Source organism: Leisingera sp. ANG1, assembly GCF_000203975.2.
Lineage (GTDB): Bacteria > Pseudomonadota > Alphaproteobacteria > Rhodobacterales > Rhodobacteraceae > Leisingera.
Genome location: NZ_AFCF02000005.1, coordinates 70,130 through 91,344 on the forward strand (window position 1 = coordinate 70,130; position 21,215 = coordinate 91,344).

General features: G+C 62.9%; 23 protein-coding genes. 9 read left to right on the forward strand and 14 right to left on the reverse strand.

Features of this window, described 5'->3' with window-relative positions; all coding sequences use genetic code 11:
- Nucleotides 1-14: 14 nt before the first annotated feature.
- A complete protein-coding gene (kdsA, locus tag GC1_RS08805) occupies nt 15-848 on the forward strand; it encodes a 3-deoxy-8-phosphooctulonate synthase (RefSeq protein WP_019296075.1) in 834 nt (277 codons plus the stop codon).
- A 20-nt stretch (nt 849-868) separates the two neighbouring features.
- A complete protein-coding gene (locus GC1_RS08810; protein WP_019296074.1) occupies nt 869-2,365 on the forward strand; it encodes a phosphomannomutase/phosphoglucomutase in 1,497 nt (498 codons plus the stop codon).
- Between the two features lie 213 nt (nt 2,366-2,578).
- On the opposite strand, the gene GC1_RS08815 is transcribed toward GC1_RS08810, so the two are convergent.
- Both GC1_RS08815 and GC1_RS22835 read right to left on the reverse strand, forming a co-directional pair.
- Nucleotides 2,579-4,495: an AsmA family protein gene (locus GC1_RS08815; protein ID WP_029204803.1), complete on the reverse strand. Its 1,917-nt coding sequence runs from the start codon at nt 4,493-4,495 to the stop codon at nt 2,579-2,581.
- Between the two features lie 128 nt (nt 4,496-4,623).
- A complete protein-coding gene (locus GC1_RS22835) occupies nt 4,624-6,036 on the reverse strand; it encodes a pentapeptide repeat-containing protein (protein ID WP_237754579.1) in 1,413 nt (470 codons plus the stop codon).
- Between the two features lie 271 nt (nt 6,037-6,307).
- Here GC1_RS22835 and rimO point away from each other — a divergent pair, with 271 nt between their 5' ends.
- Nucleotides 6,308-7,723: a 30S ribosomal protein S12 methylthiotransferase RimO gene (gene rimO, locus GC1_RS08830; RefSeq protein WP_019296071.1), complete on the forward strand. Its 1,416-nt coding sequence runs from the start codon at nt 6,308-6,310 to the stop codon at nt 7,721-7,723.
- A gap of 88 nt (nt 7,724-7,811) precedes the next feature.
- Here rimO and GC1_RS08835 read toward each other — a convergent pair whose 3' ends face one another.
- Nucleotides 7,812-9,362 (reverse strand): P-loop ATPase, Sll1717 family, encoded by a 1,551-nt coding sequence (locus tag GC1_RS08835; RefSeq protein ID WP_019296070.1) that lies wholly within the window; start codon nt 9,360-9,362, stop codon nt 7,812-7,814.
- Between the two features lie 150 nt (nt 9,363-9,512).
- On the opposite strand from GC1_RS08835, the gene GC1_RS08840 reads away from it, so the two are divergent.
- Nucleotides 9,513-9,755 carry a CDGSH iron-sulfur domain-containing protein gene (locus GC1_RS08840; RefSeq protein WP_019296069.1) on the forward strand — a complete coding sequence of 81 codons (243 nt, stop codon included), beginning with the start codon at nt 9,513-9,515 and terminating at the stop codon, nt 9,753-9,755.
- A gap of 2 nt (nt 9,756-9,757) precedes the next feature.
- On the opposite strand, the gene GC1_RS08845 is transcribed toward GC1_RS08840, so the two are convergent.
- From GC1_RS08845 to GC1_RS08865, 5 genes are all read right to left on the reverse strand, one after another.
- Entirely contained in the window at nt 9,758-10,039 is a 282-nt protein-coding gene (locus tag GC1_RS08845; protein WP_019296068.1) for a DUF6455 family protein, read from the reverse strand.
- On the reverse strand, nt 10,036-10,296 hold the full coding sequence (locus GC1_RS08850; RefSeq protein ID WP_019296067.1) for a DUF6455 family protein: 261 nt from the start codon (nt 10,294-10,296) through the stop codon (nt 10,036-10,038). The genes GC1_RS08845 and GC1_RS08850 overlap by 4 nt, the downstream gene beginning before the upstream one ends.
- A gap of 14 nt (nt 10,297-10,310) precedes the next feature.
- Nucleotides 10,311-10,574, reverse strand: a complete 264-nt coding sequence (locus GC1_RS08855; RefSeq protein WP_019296066.1) for a DUF6455 family protein — start codon at nt 10,572-10,574, stop codon at nt 10,311-10,313.
- A gap of 98 nt (nt 10,575-10,672) precedes the next feature.
- A complete protein-coding gene (locus GC1_RS08860) occupies nt 10,673-11,056 on the reverse strand; it encodes a YigZ family protein (protein WP_019296065.1) in 384 nt (127 codons plus the stop codon).
- Nucleotides 11,057-11,058: 2 nt separating this feature from the next.
- Complete coding sequence (locus GC1_RS08865; protein WP_019296064.1) at nt 11,059-11,772, reverse strand: M48 family metalloprotease; 714 nt, start codon at nt 11,770-11,772, stop codon at nt 11,059-11,061.
- A gap of 149 nt (nt 11,773-11,921) precedes the next feature.
- On the opposite strand from GC1_RS08865, the gene GC1_RS08870 reads away from it, so the two are divergent.
- Nucleotides 11,922-12,158 (forward strand): hypothetical protein, encoded by a 237-nt coding sequence (locus tag GC1_RS08870; RefSeq protein ID WP_019296063.1) that lies wholly within the window; start codon nt 11,922-11,924, stop codon nt 12,156-12,158.
- Nucleotides 12,159-12,175: 17 nt separating this feature from the next.
- Here GC1_RS08870 and GC1_RS08875 read toward each other — a convergent pair whose 3' ends face one another.
- Complete coding sequence (locus tag GC1_RS08875) at nt 12,176-12,457, reverse strand: DUF167 domain-containing protein (protein ID WP_019296062.1); 282 nt, start codon at nt 12,455-12,457, stop codon at nt 12,176-12,178.
- A gap of 197 nt (nt 12,458-12,654) precedes the next feature.
- Between GC1_RS08875 and GC1_RS08880 the strand changes: the two genes are divergently transcribed.
- Nucleotides 12,655-13,233: a nitroreductase family protein gene (locus GC1_RS08880; RefSeq protein ID WP_019296061.1), complete on the forward strand. Its 579-nt coding sequence runs from the start codon at nt 12,655-12,657 to the stop codon at nt 13,231-13,233.
- Nucleotides 13,230-13,919 (forward strand): EI24 domain-containing protein, encoded by a 690-nt coding sequence (locus GC1_RS08885; protein ID WP_019296060.1) that lies wholly within the window; start codon nt 13,230-13,232, stop codon nt 13,917-13,919. The genes GC1_RS08880 and GC1_RS08885 overlap by 4 nt, the downstream gene beginning before the upstream one ends.
- A 320-nt stretch (nt 13,920-14,239) precedes the next feature.
- Here the strand turns inward: GC1_RS08885 and GC1_RS08890 are convergent, their stop codons facing one another.
- Entirely contained in the window at nt 14,240-14,515 is a 276-nt protein-coding gene (locus GC1_RS08890) for a DUF1467 family protein (protein WP_019296059.1), read from the reverse strand.
- Nucleotides 14,516-14,571: 56 nt separating this feature from the next.
- Nucleotides 14,572-14,976: a methylmalonyl-CoA epimerase gene (gene mce / locus GC1_RS08895; protein WP_019296058.1), complete on the reverse strand. Its 405-nt coding sequence runs from the start codon at nt 14,974-14,976 to the stop codon at nt 14,572-14,574.
- Nucleotides 14,977-15,153: 177 nt separating this feature from the next.
- On the opposite strand from mce, the gene GC1_RS08900 reads away from it, so the two are divergent.
- Complete coding sequence (locus GC1_RS08900; RefSeq protein ID WP_019296057.1) at nt 15,154-15,873, forward strand: response regulator; 720 nt, start codon at nt 15,154-15,156, stop codon at nt 15,871-15,873.
- Nucleotide 15,874: 1 nt separating this feature from the next.
- Nucleotides 15,875-16,018 carry a hypothetical protein gene (locus GC1_RS22685; RefSeq protein WP_019296056.1) on the forward strand — a complete coding sequence of 48 codons (144 nt, stop codon included), beginning with the start codon at nt 15,875-15,877 and terminating at the stop codon, nt 16,016-16,018.
- A gap of 259 nt (nt 16,019-16,277) precedes the next feature.
- On the opposite strand, the gene GC1_RS08905 is transcribed toward GC1_RS22685, so the two are convergent.
- The 3 genes from GC1_RS08905 to aspS all read right to left on the reverse strand — a co-directional run bounded on the left by GC1_RS08905 (nt 16,278) and on the right by aspS (nt 20,948).
- The gene (locus GC1_RS08905) at nt 16,278-17,504 is read right to left on the reverse strand and encodes a DUF1501 domain-containing protein (protein ID WP_019296055.1); all 1,227 of its coding nucleotides are present in this window, start codon (nt 17,502-17,504) and stop codon (nt 16,278-16,280) included.
- Nucleotides 17,505-17,519: 15 nt separating this feature from the next.
- Complete coding sequence (locus GC1_RS08910; protein ID WP_019296054.1) at nt 17,520-18,905, reverse strand: DUF1800 domain-containing protein; 1,386 nt, start codon at nt 18,903-18,905, stop codon at nt 17,520-17,522.
- 258 nt (nt 18,906-19,163) lie between these two features.
- A complete protein-coding gene (gene aspS / locus GC1_RS08915; RefSeq protein ID WP_019296053.1) occupies nt 19,164-20,948 on the reverse strand; it encodes an aspartate--tRNA ligase in 1,785 nt (594 codons plus the stop codon).
- Nucleotides 20,949-21,215 lie beyond the last annotated feature (267 nt).

Here is a 21,215-nt window from a genome sequence, read left to right on the forward strand (position 1 = left end):
GCCATCGGGTACCCATGAAAAACATCGATATCGCCGGCCTCACCGTTGGCAATGACCGTCCGCTGACCTTCATCGCCGGTCCCTGCCAGCTGGAAACCGAAGACCACGCCCGGATGATTGCCGGGCAGCTCAAGGAAGCCTGCGACAAGGCAGGCGCCCAGTTCGTGTTCAAGGCCTCCTACGACAAGGCCAACCGCACCTCGCTGTCGGGCAAGCGCGGCCTTGGCATTGACGAGGGGCTGAAGGTGCTGGACACCATCCGCCGCGAATTCGGCGTGCCGGTGCTGACCGATGTCCACACCGAGGAACAATGCGCTGTGGCGGCTGAGGCCGTCGACATCCTCCAGATCCCGGCCTTCCTGTGCCGCCAGACCGACATGCTGCTGGCTGCGGGCAACACCGGCAAGGCGGTGAACATCAAGAAAGGCCAGTTCCTGGCGCCCTGGGACATGGCCAATGTGGTCGCCAAAGTCGAAAGCACCGGGAACACCAACATCCTGCTGACCGAGCGCGGCACTTCCTTTGGCTACAACACACTCGTGGCCGACATGCGCTCGCTGCCGCAGATGGCACAGGGCGGCTATCCGGTGGTGATGGACGCCACCCATTCGGTGCAGCAGCCCGGCGGCAAGGGCGGCTCCACCGGCGGCCAGCGCGAGTTTGCCCCGCTGATGGCCCGCGCAGCGGTCTCGCTGGGCATCGCCTCGGTCTTCATCGAGACCCATCAGGACCCGGACAATGCACCGTCCGACGGGCCGAACATGATCTACCTCGACCAGATGCCGCAGCTGATCGACAGCCTGATGCGCTTTGACGCGCTGGCCAAGGCCGACCCGATCCGTATTTGACCTAAAAAGAGATTTTCAACATGACCAAACCGCTGTCCGAGGTGACCCCGAACACCTGGAGCTTTCTGCGCGACGCGATGATCAAGCCGACGGGCTTCCGCGAATATGATGCGCGCTGGAAATACCCGGAAGAGATCAACCTGCCCGGCATGACCGCCCTGGGCCTGGGCCTCGGCACCCAGATGCGCAAGCGCGGGATCGACCCGGTGATCGCGGTCGGCAACGACTACCGCGACTATTCGCTGGCGATCAAAAACGCGCTGATCCTGGGCCTGATGCAGGCCGGCATCCAGGTCAAGGACATCGGCCCGGCACTGTCGCCGATGGCCTATTTCGCCCAGTTCCACCTGGATGTGCCCGCGGTTGCCATGGTCACCGCCAGCCACAACCCCAACGGCTGGACCGGCGTCAAGATGGGCTTTGACCGCCCGCTGACCCATGGCCCGGACGAAATGGGCGAACTGCGCGACATCGTGCTGAACGGCGAAGGCCAGCCCGCCCCCGGCGGCTCTTATGAGTTCGTGGAGGGCGTCAAGGAAGCTTACCTGGACGACCTGGCCGGCGGCTTCAAAATGTCCCGCCCGCTCAAGGTGGTCTGCGCCACCGGCAACGGCACCGCCTCGGCCTTTGCGCCGGAGCTGTTCAAGCGCATCGGCGTCGAGGTGGTCGAGAGCCACAACGAGCTGGATTACACCTTCCCGCATTACAACCCCAACCCTGAAGCCATGGAGATGCTGCACGACATGTCGGCATCCGTGAAGGCTTCCGGCGCCGATCTGGCGCTCGGCTTTGACGGCGACGGCGACCGCTGCGGCGTGGTCGATGACGAGGGCGAGGAGATCTTTGCCGACAAGGTTGGCGTGATCATGGCCCGCGACCTCAGCAAGATCTATCCGAACTCCACCTTTGTGGCGGATGTGAAATCCACCGGCCTGTTTGCCTCCGACCCGGAACTGCAGAAGAACGGTGTGACGGCGGACTACTGGAAGACCGGCCACAGCCACATGAAGCGGCGGGTGAAGGAAATCGGCGCCCTGGCAGGGTTTGAAAAATCCGGCCACTACTTCCTGGCGGAACCGGTGGGCCGCGGCTACGACTGCGGCATGCGGGTGGCGGTTGAGGTCTGCAAGATGCTGGACCGCAACCCGGATATGTCGATGTCGGACCTCAGGAAGGCGCTGCCCAAGACCTGGTCCACCCCGACCATGTCACCCTACTGCGCCGACACCGAGAAATACGCCGTGCTGGAGCGGCTGGTACAGAAGCTGGTTGCCAAGCATGAGGCGGGCGAGCAATTCGCAGGCCGGGCGATCAAGGAAGTTGTCACCGTGAACGGCGCCCGGGTGATCCTGGACAACGGCTCCTGGGGGCTGGTGCGGGCATCGTCCAACACGCCGAACCTGGTGGTGGTCTGCGAAAGCTCCGAAAGCGAAAACGAGATGCGGGCGATCTTTGCCGATATCGACGCGGTGATCCGCACTGAGCCGCTGGTGGGCGACTACGACCAGACCATCTGATCCCGGTTCACATGAGGGATTTCGCCTGCTTCGCAGGCGATCCGCGCCCGCCTTTGGCGGGCGCTTTTCTTTTGGCTGAGAAGCGACCTAAGGGCAGCTCTGCCCTTAGATGCGCGTTCCCCAGTTTAAGACGCCTGCAACCGCGTCAAGGGCGCGCCGGGCTGCGCCCGGAGGCCGCGCGCCCTTCCTTGACCCGGCTGCAGGCCCAATGGGTCAATCGCCGCCAAGCAGGCGCAGCAGCTGGTCGCGGGCTTCCTGTTCGATCCGCTGTTTCAGCACATCGTTCAGGTCCTGCTCGGGCGCGATTTCGGTTTCCAGGTCCAGCTCCTCGGCCAGTTTCTGGCGCACCCGGTCTTTGGCTTCCTGCTCGATCTCTTCGATCTTCGGCTGCAGCGCCTGGCTGAAATCCGGGCGGATGTCCGGATTGTCCCAGCTGCCGCGGATACGCACCGGAATAGTCAGCACCTGATCCCGGCCCGCCCGCACCAGCTGCGGCGTAAACAAATAGTCGATGTCGCGCGCCCCCAGCCCGATCCGGCCCTTACCTTCGGCCCGGAACCCCTTGAGCAGCACCAGCAAGTCTTCGTTGCGCAGGTTGCCGCCTTCGATCGTGTAGCTCGCGGTCAGCTGGTCGAACACGGTGCTGCCGCCATTGCCGCCTGAGCGCATCAGCTGCTCCAGGTCGAACCCGGTGAAGAAGCCCTTGCCCGCCTCCAGCCAGCCCTTGCCGCTCAGCGAGCGCATGATGGCCGCCACCGAGTTGCCGGAGCCGAGGAATTCCAGTTCGCCAAGCGCCTCGCCATTCAGCCGGTCATAGCCCGCGGTTTCACCCAGCGCGCGTTCCAGCCGGATACCGGTGAAGGTCATCTTGCCCGCCACCGACAGGCCGTTTCGGTTGTTGGCCACCAGCTGCCCCTGCACCTGGCCGCCGAACATCGCCGCCGGCAGAAATTTCAGCACCGCGCGGCTGCGCTCCACCGTCAGGTTCAGTTTGCTGGCCCCAAGGTTCACCCCGCCGGTGCGCAGGCTGTCAAACGTCAGGTCCACCACCGCATCCGTCAGCCCCAGCGCCGAGGCGTCAATCACGTCCTCCGGCCAGCCGCTGCTGCCGGAGGTGCCGCTGCCCGCGCCGCCAGCGCTGCCCGCAAAGGCCGTGAAATCCAGCGCCCCGCCCCGCAGCTGCGCGGTTATATTGGGGCGGTCCCTGAATTCCACATCCGCGGCACCGGTCAGCCGGTTGGCGCCCAGCTCCAGCGCCAGGTCCCGCATCGACAGCCGCCCGTCGGCGGTATAGGTCACATCGGCGCCAAACACCGCCTTCTGCGCCAGCGCATCCGGCAGGAACACCCCCAGCGCCACGCCGGTCTTCAGCGCATCCTCTGCCCCAAAGGTCAGCCGCCCGCTGGCCTCGCCATTGATACCGGCGTGGCCGTCAAACCGCCCCTTGCCGCCCGGTGCCGTGATGGTTGCGCCAACCGACGAAACCTCCCCCGCCAGGAAGGCTGCAAAGGTGCCGATCTCCGCGTCCACCTCCACCGGTTCCCCCGCCGGGCGCAGGGTGGCCTTGGCGTTCACGGTGCCTGCCGGGTCCGGCCACAACAGGCTGAGGTCGATGTTCTTCATCTCCACTGGCGCTTCGCCGTGGGCCGCATAGCGCAGCGAGGCCCCGGTCAGCTCCACCGCCTCGATCCGGAGCGGCAGCGCACCACCGCTTGCAGTGCCCGAGCCGCCCGCCGCCGCGCCGCTGCCGCCCATCACCCAGTTACCAACACCCTCCGCATTGGTCGCCAGATTGAGATGCGGCAGGATGGCAGAGACCTCGGTGACCCGCACATCGCCCTGGATCAGCTCGGCGGCGGAAACCCCGATGGTCAGCCGTTCGGCCTGCAGCATCGGCTCCGGCCCGGCCCAATCCGCATTGGAGAGCGTCACCGCATCGGCCTTGACGCCCAGCGTGGGCCAGAAGGTAAAGCGCACCTTGCCGCCAAACGCCAGCTTGCGCCCGGTCTGGGTTTCCAGCTGATCGGCGGCCAGCCGCGCGATCTTCTCGCCCGGCAGCAGCAGCACCAGCCCGGCCAGCAGCACCACCGTCAGCACCAGCGCCGTCACAACCCGGATTATCAGCTTCATCATCCCGCTCCCTTATGCCTTGCCCCATGTTCCCCAACGGGTTTTGCGCAGCTTACCGTGTGGGCGGGCGGGTGCAATGCACGAAGCCCCCGCACGGCATCAAAGCTTCGCGCGTTTGCGGCTGATGGTCAGCGCAACCGGAACCGCTGGCGCAGGCCCAAGCCGAGGAAAAACAGGAGCGGCAGGCTGGCGACGGACTGAACGCCGGAGAAGAATTGCAGGACGGCGGGCAGCGCCTTCAGTTCCTCCAGCAGGAACGTCCGCCCGAACCCGAACAGCGGAAACAGGTTGGAAAAGCTGAGCGCCATCGCCGACCCCATCGGGCGTTCGATCACGTCATGCGGCGCTGGCACGCAACAACCGGAGAAATAGCCCCAGAAGGCAGCAAATCCCAAGGCCCAGACGCCCAGCAGCCACAACGTTGGCCGCAGGATGGAATAGCCGTATTCGGAGAACAGGCCGAACAGCAGATAGGGCAGCCGCTGCCAGATGGAGCCGATCTTCCCGGCAAAGTGCATTTCCCGGCGGAAGAAGAAGTGCTCGTCTTCGGAGAGGCCTTGTTTGGCGAGGAGGTGTCGGATAGTGGCGCAGGTTTGGCGAACAATTTCAGGATTTTGCGTGGTTCTCTCCGGCCAAAAGGTCGTATTGTGGAGATACTCAAAATCTTCTATATCAGCAGGAGTGGGTTTTTGCCTTGCGGTAAAAGTCACACTATCAGGAAAGCTGGCATCGCCTAAATTGGGATAGATGTCAAAGAACTCAGCCCTCGAAAAGGTAATATACCTTCTAATTTCAGCTTTCCCAAAATCCACACGATCTTTCTTCACATCCCCCTTGAAACGTGCGCATGAGAAATCGGCACCTTCTTTAAACACTGACGCAAAAAAATGCACGCCACCAAAAAAGGAAGCGTACGCAAAATGCGCACCCCTTTCAAAAGATGTTCCTCCAAAAAAAGTAAACCCTTCAAACTTTGCACCCGAAAAACCACAACCATTTGAGAATACGGTGAGCCAAAACCGTATTTCACCTTTCACGACAACGTCATTAAATTCCGCCCGCCCGAAAAAATAGCAATTGTCAAAACCCACTTCCTGACCGAAATTTGACGCCCGAAAACTCACCTCTCTTGGAAACACCATTCCGTCACAATGGACTGTCGCTGAGAACGCAATACTTGAAAGGTCGATTTCTCGTACTGGTGAAGGTATCTCTGGCAACAGCACGGTTCCGGGGTTTCTGGAAAGGAAAGCCTTCGTAAATCTGCTAGACAACTCTTCAGAGTGATCGACCCAAGAATCCGGATCACCTGTATGTCTAGACACGACACTTTTTGCTAATTCTAGCTCCTCGAGTGTGAAACCTTGGCACGCCCAGGTATTCCATGCCCTTCGGTTCTTCTTATGAAGTTCCCAATCAATCCTATCCCCCTCCTGCTCCCCATAAAGCGTCATCAGCACATACCAGGGGTTCTCGTTGGCGGGGGTCAGCTTGGGCTGCGGGGCGGCCGGGGCATCCGACGTTTCAATCTCATCACGCATCAATCGCTCTCGTCATGCAAACAGGCTTTCCCGCAGGCTACGGGCTTTGGCGCTCCACCTTCAACACCTAACGGAGGGCAGCCCCCGGCCTCAGGCGGGGGCGAAGCCCCCTCCCGTGGGGGAGGTCGGGGGGTGCCCGGCCTATAGTCCGGGCAAGGGGAAAATGCAGCCTCTGGTGCACAGGGGTGTGCACAGGGGGTGTACAGGCGGTGCACGGCCGGCACCCCCTGTTTTCCTTGCCTCCTGCCGCATTCCTGATATATGCGCGCGCATGACCAGCACCCCGTCCAGTAACCCGCCCAGCCTCCGCCCTGACCTTGCCCCGGAACCGCAGTTCCGTGAGGTGCCCCGTGACGGCCAGCCGACCCTCGGCATGGTGTCGCTCGGCTGCCCCAAGGCGCTGGTGGACAGCGAGCGGATCCTGACAAGGCTGCGCGCCGAAGGGTACGGCATCTCGGCCGATTACGCCGGCGCCGACGCGGTGATCGTCAACACCTGCGGCTTCCTCGACAGCGCCAAGGCGGAAAGCCTGGAGGCGATCGGCGAGGCGCTGAAGGAAAACGGCAAGGTGATCGTGACCGGCTGCCTCGGCGCCGAGCCGGACTATATCCGCGAGCACCACCCGCGCATCCACGCGGTCACCGGCCCGCACCAGTACGAGCAGGTGCTGGACGCGGTGCATTCCGCGGTGCCGCCCAGCCCGAACCCTTACGTGGACCTGCTGCCCGCAGCCGGTGTGAAACTCACCCCGCGGCACTTCAGCTACCTAAAGATTTCAGAGGGTTGCAACCACAAGTGCAAGTTCTGCATCATCCCGGACATGCGCGGCAAACTGGCGTCGCGCCCGGTGCACGCGGTGCTGCGCGAGGCGGAGAAACTGGTTGAGGCCGGGGTGCGCGAACTCTTGGTGATTTCGCAGGACACCTCTGCCTACGGGCTGGACCGCAAGTATTCCACCCACCCCTGGAAAGGCGCCGACGTGCGCAGCCATATCCTCGACCTGTCCCGAGAGCTGGGCAAGCTGGCCCCGGCAGAGGACCTGTGGGTGCGGCTGCACTATGTCTACCCCTACCCGCATGTGCGTGAGCTGATCCCGCTGATGGCGGACCCGGACAACGCGCTGCTGCCGTACCTGGACATCCCCTTCCAGCACGCCCACCCGGACGTGCTGCGCCGCATGGCCCGGCCCGCCGCCGCCGCCAAGACGCTGGACGAGATCACCGCCTGGCGCGCGACCTGCCCCGATATCACCCTGCGCTCCACCTTCATCGTCGGCTTCCCCGGTGAGACCGAGGCGGAGTTCCAGCATCTGCTCGACTGGATGGACGAGGCGCAGCTGGACCGGGTGGGTTGTTTTAAATACGAAAACGTCGACGGCGCGCGCTCCAACGACCTGCCGGACCATGTGCCGGAAGAGGTGAAGCAGGAGCGCTGGGAGCGGTTTATGGAGAAGGCCCAGGCGATCTCCGAGGCCAAGCTGGCGGCCAAGGTTGGCCAAACGATGCAAGTGATCGTCGACGACATCGACGAAGACGGCATCGCCACCTGCCGCACCAAGGCCGACGCGCCGGAGATCGATGGCAACCTGTTCATTGATGAGGGAACGGACGGGTTGCAGGCCGGTGATCTGGTAACCGTTGAAGTAGATGAGGCGGGGGAGTATGACTTGTGGGGGCGACTTCTTTAGCCACCCACATTGCAAAGATTTTTTACTTTTCCCGATCAAAGGATATGAGGGGGCCTAAAGCCCACCTCATTAGAGCAGAAAATACCACTCATCCCGCACCTCTTTCGTCAATCAATGTCAGGTGCTTCCACAATGATTTGTGGATCATCATTCTCTCTGCATCATTGAGAGCCGTATTTCCCCTAAAAACGAATCTAGTTCTGTACTGCGGCTTTCCTGATCTCATTCGAACGACAAAGTCATTCCCCACAACGCCAATGCGATACAAATCGGTGAGTATCTTAGAAAGAGAATATTTTTCAACGAGCTCTTGAACCGGCCTGTCGTTCCTATGTCGCTTCAAAACCCTATCTTCAAGCTCGCTCTTCAAAAACCTCGCCTTGAAGCCTAGGAACAATTTCTCGATAGCCTTAATTTCCGCCGGAGAGTAGACAGCCTGCAGTTCTTCGGTGATCTCTATCCAAGTTTGCTTTGAATACTCCGTTGACGTCTCATCAAAATGCGCGGAAGAGAAGGAGTTTGCCTTTGAGTCATACTCTCGGGCCACTTTTAGCAGCCTCACAATATCTCTAGGCCGAAAGTATGACGCCCTCAAGATAAAGGCAAAAAACTCCTGATTGTTAATTTTTTCAGGGAAAAATTTCTTACGGACATCACATTCATCTACACCGCAAGATTTTGCAATTTTCTTGTAAATTAAGTTCAAAAGAGGATGATCAGCTCGCTCTTTGCCAATGTCCCAAGTCAGCACTACACCGTAGTCATCGATATCCCTATTTATTTCATGCCCCATCTCCATAACAGAGTTAATAACCTCAGTCCTCAGAGCGGCACATGTGACGCATGGCTTTTCAAACTCTGCCATTTTGGCGTTCACGGACGTTATAGCGGAAATCAAATCACGAAGAATCCGCCTGTCCCGATCAAACTTGTCGTCACTTTCGTGGTAGAGTTCCAATTCATCAAACAGAAGGTAAACAGAGCAGGGAAAATTAATTTCTGATATCAGATCCTCACAAGCACGATTTAGGTCACTGATATTTACGCGAATCTCTTCAGAAGAAGTTTCTGCTGTTATTCCCAACTCTACGGAAACCCCCAGAACCTCCCCAGAAACGTTCAAGCATCCATTTTTAATCGATGAAAAAAGTTTAGATAGAGAGCCTACGCGTCCAGACGTTTGATTTGTCAACTTCGAAAGAGATTCAATCTCCGCTCCAGCAGCCCCGGACTTCAACAGCGCAGCAGTCATCCTCTTGTAAATATACCACTTCCATGGCTCCTTGAAATCTTGGTGGAAGCTGTGCTCACCATCGGTATCAACGATTTGATAACCGGAAGCATTTGAAAGCGTTTGCCGGTCGTCCTCCGTCACGTTTGACTTAAACAGTACGACTTCACTAAAGTTTCCTTTTTGCCGCTGCATCTCGTGAAAATATCGCAAAACAGCAGTTTTCCCTGTCCCCTTCAAACCGATCACAAAGAACTGAACTCCAACTTCAAAACTTTGAAAGTCTACATTATCAACTTTCAGAAAGCTGTCGGCGAAATAGCTCGTCTTCAAGCGAGCATCTTTTAGAAGTTCATTCTTTGCATCTATCTCACCAAAATTAAGATCCTTCAAAATAACGTCAGACATAGGGTGGTCTCCCGGAAAATTGGTTTCTTCGTAAAGGCTATATCCCCACACGACGTGACAACTTTAGCCTGAAACATCAAGTGTTTTCTCCACGTCAGAACAAACTATTGTTAGGCTGCATTTACAACCATCCAGGGAGAGCACCCAGCCATGTCAGACACTCCGGAAATCGCCCAGAAAGCCCCCTTCCCCGTCGAGGTGACGGAGGGAAAGACCTATTTCTGGTGCGCCTGCGGCAAGTCCAATCGGCAGCCGTTCTGCGATGGCTCGCACAAGGGCACGGATTTCGAGCCGGTGAAGTATAAGGCGGAGAAGGACGGCAAAGTGTTCTTCTGCGGCTGCAAGCACTCGGGCAAGAAGCCGCTCTGCGACGGCAGCCATTCCAAGCTTTAGGGTCAGGGACCGGGCATCAGCCGCTTGAAGACACCGGCGCTGGGGCAGAACTCCGGCACCGCGGGCGCGTCATCTCGGCGGGCAGACAGCCATAGGGCGCAGGACTTGCTGCAGCCGGCGCTGCGGCAACTGGTGACCATGCGGGCATAATCCAGACCGCTGAGGCGGCCTGCCTTCACCGCCGCGTCCAGGTCGACGCCTGCGGCCTCTGACACGGCGCGCAGCAGCCACAGGTGGCGGAAGATATTGCCGAGGCCCTCTGCCTCCGCTGCCATGTCCTTCATGCGCCGCGGCCCTTCAGCTGCATCAGCTGGTCCGCATTGCGGCAGCCGGGCATCGGCGCACCGGCGCGGGTATTGGCATCCAGAAAGGCCTCGCACTGCGCGGGCGCATCGCATCCGCGGCAGCGGGTGATCATCGCCGCCCAGTCCTCGTGGCTGATGGCGCCGGAGGCAAAGGCGGCGGACAGGTCAACGCCCGTGGCCTGGCCCATCCGGGCCATCAGGCGCAGATGGTAAAGGGGATCGCCCAGCGGCTGCATGGCATCAGCTCCTGTTACGCGTGGCTTTCGTTCAGATAGCCGAGCAGGTCGCGGTTGCGGCAGAAATCCGGGGCATCAGCGCCCGGGCGCTGGCCCTCTGCCAGCCATTTGCGGCAGGCGCCGACGCCGCCGCAGCGGGTGCAGCGCAGCACCGCCTCGGCAATCTCGTCAAAACGCAGGGTGCCGGAAACGGCCTCTTCCTCCAAGTCCAGCCCGACGGAGCAGGCCATCCGGTCAAACAGTTCGGCGTGGGTTTTCAGGTCAGCTTCGGCGGTCATCGCGCATACCCCGTAATCATGCATTGCCGGGGCAGCTTAGCGGCAGGCGGCGGGTGCGGATTTGACTCAGGTCAACCGGCGGGAATTTTCACGCTGGGCTAACTGCTCCGGTGGTCCAGATAGGCGCGTACCGCGTCCTGCACCCGGCGGAAACGGTCGCCGCCCAGCTTCTTGCCGCCGTACCAGCGGGTAACGATGATCACATGATCGCTGATGCCCTCGCGCTCCAGCATCCGCAGGATCACCATGCCGGCGCCGCTTTCGCCGTCATCGGCCTTGAGCCCGCCTGCGGGCAGCATCGCAGCCCAGGTGTTGTGGGTGGCCTTGGCATAGGCGCGATCAGACTTCAGCTCCGCCAGAACCGCATCCACCTCCTCCCGCGAGGTGACCCGTGCGCCGGTGACCGCGTATTTCGAGCCGCGGTCCGTCAGCACCACGCCGAGCTTTTCCAGCGCGGGGGCGGAGGTATCCCTGGCAGCCACGGTCAGTTCAGGTTGTTGCGGTCGATTGTCGCCTGCACCACCCGCACCCGGTCCGGGTTGGCCGGGTGGGTGCCGAGGAACCGGTCGCCCGGATCCGGCAAGCGGTTGAAGAAGCGCACGCCGACGCTGGGCCGGTAGCCGGACTTGTGGGTGATGATGGTGCCCAGCTCATCCGCCTCCAGCTCAAAATCCTTGGAATAGGTGCGGGCGCCGACAAAGCCGCCGATATCCTGCGCGGTTGACACGCTGGCAGACCCGCCCCCCGCCAGCGCGGTGATCAGCCCGGCGCCGACGCTGACCAGCGCAGAGTTCTGCGCCTGCCGCGCCAGGTGGCCGCGGATGTGGTGGGCTGCCTCATGCGACATCACAAAGGCCAGCTCGTCATGATTGGCAATCTGCCCCAGCATCCGCCGGGTGAAGGTGATCACCGGGCGGCCGTTGCGGTCGAGGCTCTGGTAGGCGTTGGGGGCGGCGTTCGGGTTCGGATCGATGCGGATCAGGAAATCGCAGTTCAAGCCCTGAGTGCGGCTGCGGCATTCGCGTTCTGCCACCGGCTCCACCCGGCGGGTGACAGCGGCAAAGGCACTGCTGGCCTCACCCGGCGCCAGCCCCTGCACCGGCTGCTGCGGCGCGGTCCCGACAGGTTGGGGCCCCGGTTCCACCACCATGTTGCAGGCGCTGGCAGTCAGGGCAATCAAACACAGAAAACGGCGCATGGCACATCCTTTTGACAGTCGTCCGCACATTATCGCGCAAGCCCCGGGGATGGCAATTGCCCGGCGGCGGAAGTTCGCCGTTACATTGGAATGATCGCCAGCAATTGCAAGGCCTTGCCAGCAGGTCGCGCGCAGTGCAGGCTGGGGGCATGTTTACCATCGAACATGAATTCGACTCGACGGTCATCACCCTTGTTGACGAGAACAACACTCCGCTCAACGAGGATGTAACCATCAATTCCTTTGCCGAATGCGTGACGGTCGAGCAATACGACCCGCGCACCGACAGCGTGCAGAAAATCACCCTCTCGCACCTGATGGTGCGGGACCTGGCCGCCGCCCTTGACCTGCCAGAAGGGGTCTACCGGCTGGTGGGCGAAGACTAACGCTCAGGCTCTGATCCTCAGCCTGGCCCGGTGTAGACGAACACCTTGTCCCGGGAAGTTGCGCCGCGGCGCAATTCCAGGTTCGACGCCGCGGTGCCCATCGCCGCGGCCAGCAGGCTGCGGATGGCTTCGGTTGCCTTGCCGTTTTCCGGCGCCGCGGTGACAGAGACCTTCAGTGTGCCCTCTGCCTGCACGATGGCATTGCGCGCCGCCTTGGGCGTCGCGCGCAATGCTATCTCTGCACCCGTAACGCACATATGGCTCAGATCCGGCAGGTCTTTCTTTCTTGGCTTCCCCATGCAGCAACACATGCCCTGTGCCGGCGGCAAAAGCCATAGACTTTGCCGCCCTCCCGCAGCTATCACCCACACAGCGAAACCCAAGCCCCGCCGCCTGCTGCATTTCCGGCACAGATGGTTCGCAAGGCCCGTTGGCTCTTGAAAAAACACCCCCAGCTGCCGAGATAGGCAGCAACAGATGTAAAAAGGTTTCACATATGCCTGCACGCAATGACGCAGCCCTTGATTTTCTGCTGTCGCGCCGCTCCCGCCCGGCCAAGACGCTGGTAGCGCCAGCACCTTCGCGCGAAGAGCTGCTGCCGATCCTGACCGCCGCCGCCCGTTCCCCCGATCATGGCAAGCTGGAGCCCTGGCGCTTTGTCGTGGTAGAGCAGCCCGCGATGGCGCGGCTAGCGGAGCTGACAGAGGAATGCGGCCAGCGCCTTGGCAAAAGCCCGGAGGATACCGCCAAGGGCCGCAGCCAGTTCGACCAGGGACAGCTGGCCGTGGTAGTGATCGAGGTGCAAAAGGACAGCCCCAAGATCCCAGCCATCGAGCAGACCTACTCCGCCGGCGCCGTTTGCCTGGCGCTGCTGAATGCGGCGCTGGCTGCCGGCTGGGGTGCCAACTGGCTGACCGGCTGGGCCAGCCATGACAGGGGCTTCTGCGAAGCCGCCTTTGGCCTCGCAGAGAACGAGCGCATCGCCGGCATCATCCACATCGCCACCGAAAGCTCCGCCCCGCCGGAGCGCCCGCGCCCGGACCTTGAGGCCATCACAACCTGGATGAGCGCATGATCTTCACCGCCTTTTTCAAGACCCTCGGCCAGACCGGCGACCCGCGCTTCCGAAAGGTGCTGTTTCTGGGGCTGGGGCTGACCATTGCCTTGCTGATCGCGGCCTACGCGGGCTTCCTGATGCTGATCCAATGGCTGGTCGGCCCTGAGGCCACGCTGCCGGTCCTGGGCGAAGTCACCTGGCTCGACGACCTCCTGTCGTTCGGCTCGCTGTTCTTCATGCTGTTCCTGTCGGTCTTCCTGATGGTGCCGGTGGCCTCCGCCATCACCTCGATGTTCCTGGAGGAAGTTGCTCAGGCGGTGGAGGACAAGCACTATCCCGCCCTTCCCCCGGCGGCCAAGGTGCCGTTCTGGGACGCGGTCAAGGACACGGTGAACTTCCTCGGCCTGCTGATCGGGGCCAATATCCTGGCGCTGTTCCTCTATGTGATGTTCCCGCCCGCGGCGCTGTTCATCTTCTGGGGCCTCAATGGCTTCCTGCTGGGCCGGGAATATTTCACCCTCGCCGCCGCCCGCCGGGTCGGCACTGCTGAGGCCAAGAAGTTGCGCCGCCGCCATTCCACCACCATCTGGGCCGCTGGCACGCTGATGGCCGTGCCGCTGTCGGTGCCGCTGGTGAACCTGGTGATCCCGATCCTGGGCGCCGCCACCTTCACCCACATCTACCACGCGCTGGCCCGCCGCTAGGCCAGCGCTGCCCACCCCGGCCGCAGCCGGGTCAAGGCCGGCGCCAGCCGCCGCGCGCACGCGCGGTTCCGCCTTGACGCGGTGGAGGCCGCAATACACTTGCGATAGCGCCTTGAGGGGCAGCCCTGCCCCTCAAGCGCTTCTCAGCAGAAAATCCATTCATCTGATTTTGTTACCCCGGCCCGCTCCAGCCCGCCGGGCTGGCCGCAACCGCGCCGCGCGCCAGCGCGGCGCCATGCCCAACCGGCCGTGAGGCATATCAATGCCTCCCGGGCCAGGCGGGAGATCCTGTTGTCTTGGTAGTCAGATGCGGAACCGGATCACTGCTGTTCCGGCATCATCCCCATCCAGTCGAAATCATGCACAGAGATCACGCCGGAGATGATGATCGCGCAGATGACAGCCCACAGCACTGCGGCGACGCCGGTGGTGATCCAGGCCTTCTGCTTCAGGAAGTGCTTTTCCGGGGCGCCTGCATGGGTGCCGGGCACCACTTCACCCTTGTCGCCCTGGGTCTCCAGCCGGATTGGGATGATCACCAGGAAGGTCATGAACCAGATCACCGCATAAAGCACGATTGCGGATGTAATGCCCATTTCCCTGATCTCCCGGAATTGCCCTGCCCCGCAGCCGGGACAGGGTGCTCATAGCGTCAAACTTCTTCGAGTTCCACCAGGCAGCCGTTGAAATCCTTGGGATGCAGGAACAGAACCGGCTTGCCATGGGCGCCGATCTTCGGCTCGCCAGAGCCCAGCACCCGCGCGCCTTCGGCCTGCAGGTGGTCGCGGGCCGCCAGGATATCCTCGACCTCGTAACAGACATGGTGGATGCCGCCGGCCGGGTTCTTTTCCAGAAAGCCGTTGATGGGGGAGTTCTCTCCCAGCGGATACAACAGCTCGATCTTGGTGTTGGGCAGTTCGATGAACACCACGGTGACGCCGTGATCCGGCTCATCCTGCGGGTCGCCCACCTTGGCGCCCAGCGCGTTACGGTATTGCGCCGAGGCGGCCTCCAGGTCGGGGACAGCAATGGCAACATGGTTCAAGCGGCCGATCATCTCAGTTGTGCTCCTCTCACAAACATTCCTCCGCTGCGGTTATGGGGCCATTGCTGCGCCGCGGCAAGTGCGCCAATCCGCACGGCAGAGGCCTGCGGGCACCGGCGCGCGCTGCGTTAACGAGTAATTAGCCTCGAATCCCTAGCGTCAGAACATATCCCGCAAGGAGGATACGTTATGGACGATTCGGAACTGTTTGCTGCCGCCCAGCGCCTGCCCACCACCCGGCGCCCGCTTCTGGGGCTGACCATCCTGGTGGTCGAGGACAGCCGCTTTGCTTGTGAGGCGCTGCGCCTTCTGTGCCTGCGCAGCGGCGCACGGATCCGGCGCGCCGATTGCCTGAAATCCGCCCGCCGCCATCTGCAGGTCTACCGCCCGTCGGTGCTGATCGCCGATGTTGGGCTGCCGGACGGCTCCGGCCTAGACCTGATCCGCGAACTGGAGGATGCCAGCCCGCGCCCCAGCGTGATCCTTGCCACCTCCGGCGACCCCAGCCTGGCAGAGGCCGCGATTGAGGCTGGCGCTGCAGGTTTCCTGGAAAAGCCGATCACCTCGCTGGCGGCCTTCCAGCAGGCGGTGCTGTCCAGCATGCCCGCAGACCGCCAGCCTTCCGGCCCGCGCCTGCTGGACGACGAAACGGTGCAACCGGACCTGATCGCCTTCCGCGATGACATGGCCCATGCCGCCGACGTGCTGAACATGGGGCAGGAGGAAAAGACCCTGGCCTATCTGGCGCAGTTCGTGGGCGGCGTTGCCCGCAGTGCCGGCGACAGGCCGCTGGCCGATGCCGCCGACCGCTTGGCGCGGTCACGGCAGAAGGGCAAGCCGCTGTCACAGGACGCCGCCACGCTGGCCGGCCTGGTGCAGGAGCGGCTGCAGCGCCGCGCGGCGATCTGACATGGCCGAAGCCTGCCTTATCGCCCTCGCCACGCTGATCATCGTCCTTTACGGCCAGGTCCGGCTGGAGGCCCGCGCCATCCGCCGCAACCGCAGCAGCAAGGCCCATGACCGCACCCTGATCCTGCAGACCGGCAAGCGCTAGGCGCCAGCGGGCGCTCCGCAGGTCCAGCTCTTTCCGGCAGCCGCCGGGAAACGCCCCGCGGCCTGCACATCTGTCACCGGTTTCTGCCTGCACCCGCCACTCCGCGGCGCCGTAACCGCCGGCCCAACTCCCGCGCTCCCCCAAATCACTCGCATCCGCAGTTCTCCCGCGCCCGCAGCCTCCCGGCTTGCGCCGGGCCGCTTGGCGGCCTTGGGCCCGGACCGGCGGGAGCACAACCCCCTGTCAGGAACTTTAACTGCTACAGCAGCAGGCCCGGGTCTGCGCCCATGTCCAGACCGGGGAAAACATTGGCCTGCAAACCGCTCCTGCCAGCACCGGTCAGCCCGTGCAGCAGCCAGGCCAGCTGGCCGCGCACATCCGCGGTCGGCATCAGATCGCGGCGGTCATAGAGATCCGTCTCCGCCAATCCCGGCCAGCGCCCCAGCACCCGGCCGCCGCGGATGGCGCCGCCCGCCAGCAGCATCGCGCCGCCGGTGCCATGGTCGGTGCCGCCGGTGCCGTTTTCCCGCACGGTGCGTCCGAACTCGCTGACAGCCACAACCGCCGTCTTCCCCCAGGCTTGCGGCCCCAAGCCGCTTTGCAGGGTCAGAATTGCCTCGGACAGCCGCCCTAGCGCATTTTTCAAGCCATTGGCCTGCCGCTGATGGGTATCCCAGCCGTTGATCGAGAACGCCGCAATCCGGGTCTCGCCGCGCAGCTGCTGCGCTGCATAGGCGGCAACTTCCTGATGCGCCTTGCCCTTCGGCGCGGTCATCATGGACATCATCATATCCTCGCCCTCATCGCTGCTGCCATCCTCCTGACCCAAGTCCAGTGAAAGATCCTGACGGGTCAACTCCAGCGCCTCATTCAGGGCCGCACGGAACAACGGGTCCTCCTCCATCAAGAGGCCGGCCAGCCGCTCCGCCTGCGGGCTCATCGCCAATCCGGCCCCCGGCGCCCATTGCGAGACCGGCGCGCCGCCTTCCATCAGCAGCATCCGCTCCTGACCGATGGCAAAGGCGGTGCGCGCCTCCACCCCCGGCAACTGCTGCAACAGCCGGTTCAGCCAGCCCCCCTCCGCTTCGCCCGGCCCGGCGGTACCGGCCTCCAGCAGGTCCTGGCCGTCAAAATGGCTGCGCCGGTCGCGGTAGGGGGTTGAGACCGCCTGCACAAAGCCCAGCTGGCCAGCACGCCACAGCGGCAGCAGCGGTGCCAGCGCCGGGTGCAAAGCGTAGAACCCGTCCAGGTCCGCAGCCCCCGCCGCCGGGCCGCCTGCCAAGCTCTGCCGCAACCCGGCATAGTCCGGGTCGCCATAGGGCTGCACCACATCCAGCGCATCCATGCCGCCGCGCAGGATGACCACCACCAGCCGTGTGTCCCAGGGCGCAGCGGCAAAGGTGACCGGGGTCAGCAGCGGGCTGGCCGCCAGCGAGCAGCCCAGGGCGGCGGAACGGGCCAGAAGCGAACGTCGGGTCATCTGCATCTGCAAATCCTCCTGTCAGCGGCGCTGGAACGCGGGAGAAGAGAGGATCAAGCCGATCCCCTCGGCTTGGGTTTCTGCCGCTCGGGCAGCAAAGCGGACCCTCTCATTGGCGTATCCGCCCAAGGCGTTCTGCGCAAAGTCCCGCGGATCCGGCAGCTCTTGCAGCAGCCGCCGCGGCGCTGCCATCGCCCAGCGCAGCCGGGCGGCCAGCGCCTGCGGGGTGATCCAGGCGGTGTCTGCCTCCGGCCAGCCGTCCGGGCCGCTGGAAAACTCCCATCGCTGCCCCATCGGCGTCAGCGGCGCGAGCAGCAGGCGGTTCTTCTGCCCGGGCTTGAATGTCTCAATTCGGGCTGCAGGCACGGCCAGTGCCCGGCAGGCAGAGGCAACAAAATCAAACGGCGGTTTCACGTTTTTCAGTTCGGGAGCCCAGGCCTGCGGATGCTCCAGCAGCGCCTCGTAAACCGCCAGCAGGGCCCCATCCGATTCCAGGTAGCGGGCAGCCATATGATCAACCAGCGCCGTCTCCGGCGTGTCAGACACAAAATGCACCGCCAGTTTCCGCGCGAGATGGCGCGCGGTGGCGGGATGGCGCGCCAGGTCGCGCAAGACCTCCAGCACCTGTTCCAGCTTTGGTTTGCCGCCGCCATAGGTCCCCCCCAGAACGGCTTCGGACCCCGGCTCAGTCATTCCCGGCCGGAACACGAAGCTTGCCTCTTTCGAGATGCTCAGCCCCGTGAACAGTTCCGCCAGCTGCCGCACATCTGCCTGGCTGTAGGGCCCGTCCACTCCCAGTGTGTGCAGTTCCAGCACCTCGCGGGCCAGGTTTTCGTTCAGCCCGTTCAGCCGCTTGCGCCGCGCTGCTGCGCGGCTGCCGGGGCCGGAGGAGCGGCTCTGATCCAAGTATTGCAGCATCAGCGGGCTGGTAGCCGCGGCAATCAGCATGTCCTCGAACCGGCCCACCACATGAGGACGGATCACACTCTCGGCATAAGGAGCAGCCAGATGCCGCCAGGCGCCGGTCTTGCCCTGCGCGGTGAAATGGTCAGCCCAGAACAGGGCCAGTCTCTCCCGAAAGCCATCCCTGGAATGGACCATGCGCAGCAGCCGCTGGCCATGCCATTCGAAACGCAGGCGGTTCTGGGAGCGGCGGTAGCTTTTGAACGCTTGCTGAGCCGCCTCGGCCCCGGCTGCATCCTGCTGCTCTTTGCGCGCACGCCGCAGCTGGCGGTATTCCTGGACACCGGCAGCGACGTCTTCAAACCTGCTCACCGGAAACCGCTGTGCAATGACATCTGTTTCCTGCAGCCGCTCCAGCATGTCTGCGGCCGACGCCGGCGGCGGCAGCAGCGGCGACAGCCCTGCACCAAAACGGATTTCAGCCAAATAGCCGTCGAATTGCATGGCCCTGCTTGCCCCCGGACTGTCAGTACACCTGCAGGTTAGAGCATCACCGTCCCCGCCCACAGGTGAATTTCAAGTGATACGCAAGTTTCCGCGGTTTGCCATATAACTTATCGGAAAACCGATTTCCGGCGCGGAAAACGGCCAGGAAAACACCTGTGTTGCTGGCCGGAATTTTCGCAGAATTCCGGCTGCGCCCCGGCGGCAAAGGAAAAGGCCCGGGCAAATACCCGGGCCTCAACAAAATCCTCGCGGCAGTTACTGATCCTGCGGAATCACCCGCAGCCCCAGCTCCATCAGCTGCTCGCTCAGCGGCTCCGACGGTGCCGACATCATCAGGTCCTCGGCGCGCTGGTTCATCGGGAACATGATGACCTCGCGGATGTTGGCCTCATCGGCCAGCAGCATCACCATGCGGTCGATGCCGGCCGCGCAGCCGCCGTGCGGCGGGGCGCCGTACTGGAAGGCGTTGACCATACCGCCAAAGCGCTTCTTCACCTCGTCTTCGCCGTAACCGGCAATTTCGAAGGCCTTGAACATGATCTCCGGCTTGTGGTTCCGGATCGCGCCGGACACCAGCTCATAACCGTTGCAGGCGAGATCGTACTGGTAACCCTTCACGGCCAGCGGATCGCTCAGCAGCGCGTCCATGCCGCCCTGCGGCATCGAGAACGGGTTGTGCTCGAAATCGATCTTGCCGGTTTCCTCGTCCTTCTCGTAGATCGGGAAGTCGACGATCCAGGCAAAGGCAAAGCGGTCCTTGTCGATCAGGCCCAGTTCCTCGCCGATCACGGTGCGGGCCTTGCCTGCGACGCCTTCAAACGCTTTCGGCTTGCCGCCCAGGAAGAAGGCCGCGTCGCCGACGCCCAGGCCCAACTGCTGGCGGATCGCCTCGGTGCGCTCGGGGCCGATGTTCTTGGCCAGCGGGCCTGCGGCCTCGATCCCCTCGCCCTGGTCGCGCCAGAAGATATAGCCCATGCCCGGCAGGCCTTCGCCTTGCGCAAACTTGTTCATCCGGTCGCAGAACTTGCGCGAGCCGCCGGTCGGCGCCGGGATAGCGCGGATTTCGGTGCCTTCGTTTTCCAGCAGGTTTGCAAAGATCGCGAACCCGGAGCCGCGGAAATGCTCGGAGCAGTCCTGCATCTTGATCGGGTTGCGCAGGTCCGGCTTGTCGGTGCCATACCATTTGGCAGCATCCTTGTAGGAGATCTGCGGCCAGTCGGCGGCGGCGTCCACCTTGCGGCCCTGCCCGAATTCCTCGAACACGCCCGCCATCACCGGCGCGATGGTGTCAAAGACGTCCTGCTGGGTCACAAACGACATTTCCATGTCCAGCTGGTAGAAGTCCGCGGGTGACCGGTCAGCGCGCGGGTCCTCGTCACGGAAGCAGGGCGCGATCTGGAAATACTTGTCAAAGCCCGAGACCATCATCAGCTGCTTGAACTGCTGCGGCGCCTGCGGCAGCGCGTAGAATTTGCCCGGATGCAGGCGCGACGGCACCAGGAAGTCGCGCGCGCCCTCGGGGCTGGACGCGGTGATGATCGGGGTCTGGTATTCGTTGAAGCCGATGTCCCACATGCGCTTGCGGATCGACTGGATCATATTGGCGCGCAGCACCATGTTCTTCTGCATCTTCTCGCGGCGCAGATCCAGGTAGCGGTAGCGCAGGCGGGTTTCCTCCGGGTATTCCTGCTCGCCGAACACCATCAGCGGCAGTTCCTCGGATTTGCCCAGGATTTCGATGTCGCGGATGAAGACTTCGATCTCACCGGTGGAGATTTTCGGGTTCACCAGGCTCTCGTCGCGGGCCATGACATTGCCGTCGATCCGGATGCACCATTCGCTGCGCACCTTCTCGATCTCGGCAAACACCGGGCTGTCCGGGTCGGCCATCACCTGGGTCACGCCGTAGTGGTCGCGCAGGTCGATGAACAGCAACCCGCCGTGGTCGCGGACGCGGTGAACCCAGCCGGACAGGCGGACGGTTTCACCGACGTTGGATTTGTTCAGTTCGGCGCAGGTGTGGCTGCGGTAGGCGTGCATGGCTCGGCCTTTCGTTATGCGGGTCGCGGGTCCTTGGGGACCGTCATTCGGGAAATGCGCATTCGGGCGCTTAAATTCGTCCGGGGTGGTACACAAGGTTGCAGCGCGCTTGTCAAGCAAACAGGGGCATTTCGGCGCGGACGAACACCTGAAATCGGCGGTTCCGGACGCTATCGGGGATCTCCCGCCCCCTCCAGCCCCGCCGCTGCCGCGACGGGACCTTCAGCGTTGGGCCAGGCGCCGCGCCTGCGGCGCGGCGTGCAGCGC

Coding starts and splice junctions, on each gene's coding strand:
- rimO (WP_019296071.1), top strand. CDS start 6,308: ATGACCAGCACCCCGTCCAGTAACCCGCCCAGCCTCCGCCCTGACCTT.
- GC1_RS08870 (WP_019296063.1), top strand. CDS start 11,922: ATGTTTACCATCGAACATGAATTCGACTCGACGGTCATCACCCTTGTT.
- GC1_RS08810 (WP_019296074.1), top strand. CDS start 869: ATGACCAAACCGCTGTCCGAGGTGACCCCGAACACCTGGAGCTTTCTG.
- GC1_RS08885 (WP_019296060.1), top strand. CDS start 13,230: ATGATCTTCACCGCCTTTTTCAAGACCCTCGGCCAGACCGGCGACCCG.
- GC1_RS08900 (WP_019296057.1), top strand. CDS start 15,154: ATGGACGATTCGGAACTGTTTGCTGCCGCCCAGCGCCTGCCCACCACC.
- GC1_RS08815 (WP_029204803.1), bottom strand. CDS start 4,495: ATGAAGCTGATAATCCGGGTTGTGACGGCGCTGGTGCTGACGGTGGTG.
- GC1_RS08835 (WP_019296070.1), bottom strand. CDS start 9,362: ATGTCTGACGTTATTTTGAAGGATCTTAATTTTGGTGAGATAGATGCA.
- GC1_RS08875 (WP_019296062.1), bottom strand. CDS start 12,457: ATGGGGAAGCCAAGAAAGAAAGACCTGCCGGATCTGAGCCATATGTGC.
- mce (WP_019296058.1), bottom strand. CDS start 14,976: ATGATCGGCCGCTTGAACCATGTTGCCATTGCTGTCCCCGACCTGGAG.
- GC1_RS22835 (WP_237754579.1), bottom strand. CDS start 6,036: ATGCGTGATGAGATTGAAACGTCGGATGCCCCGGCCGCCCCGCAGCCC.
- aspS (WP_019296053.1), bottom strand. CDS start 20,948: ATGCACGCCTACCGCAGCCACACCTGCGCCGAACTGAACAAATCCAAC.
- GC1_RS08845 (WP_019296068.1), bottom strand. CDS start 10,039: ATGAAGGACATGGCAGCGGAGGCAGAGGGCCTCGGCAATATCTTCCGC.
- GC1_RS22685 (WP_019296056.1), top strand. CDS start 15,875: ATGGCCGAAGCCTGCCTTATCGCCCTCGCCACGCTGATCATCGTCCTT.
- GC1_RS08905 (WP_019296055.1), bottom strand. CDS start 17,504: ATGCAGATGACCCGACGTTCGCTTCTGGCCCGTTCCGCCGCCCTGGGC.
- GC1_RS08850 (WP_019296067.1), bottom strand. CDS start 10,296: ATGCAGCCGCTGGGCGATCCCCTTTACCATCTGCGCCTGATGGCCCGG.
- GC1_RS08855 (WP_019296066.1), bottom strand. CDS start 10,574: ATGACCGCCGAAGCTGACCTGAAAACCCACGCCGAACTGTTTGACCGG.
- GC1_RS08865 (WP_019296064.1), bottom strand. CDS start 11,772: ATGCGCCGTTTTCTGTGTTTGATTGCCCTGACTGCCAGCGCCTGCAAC.
- GC1_RS08840 (WP_019296069.1), top strand. CDS start 9,513: ATGTCAGACACTCCGGAAATCGCCCAGAAAGCCCCCTTCCCCGTCGAG.
- kdsA (WP_019296075.1), top strand. CDS start 15: ATGAAAAACATCGATATCGCCGGCCTCACCGTTGGCAATGACCGTCCG.
- GC1_RS08910 (WP_019296054.1), bottom strand. CDS start 18,905: ATGCAATTCGACGGCTATTTGGCTGAAATCCGTTTTGGTGCAGGGCTG.
- GC1_RS08880 (WP_019296061.1), top strand. CDS start 12,655: ATGCCTGCACGCAATGACGCAGCCCTTGATTTTCTGCTGTCGCGCCGC.
- GC1_RS08890 (WP_019296059.1), bottom strand. CDS start 14,515: ATGGGCATTACATCCGCAATCGTGCTTTATGCGGTGATCTGGTTCATG.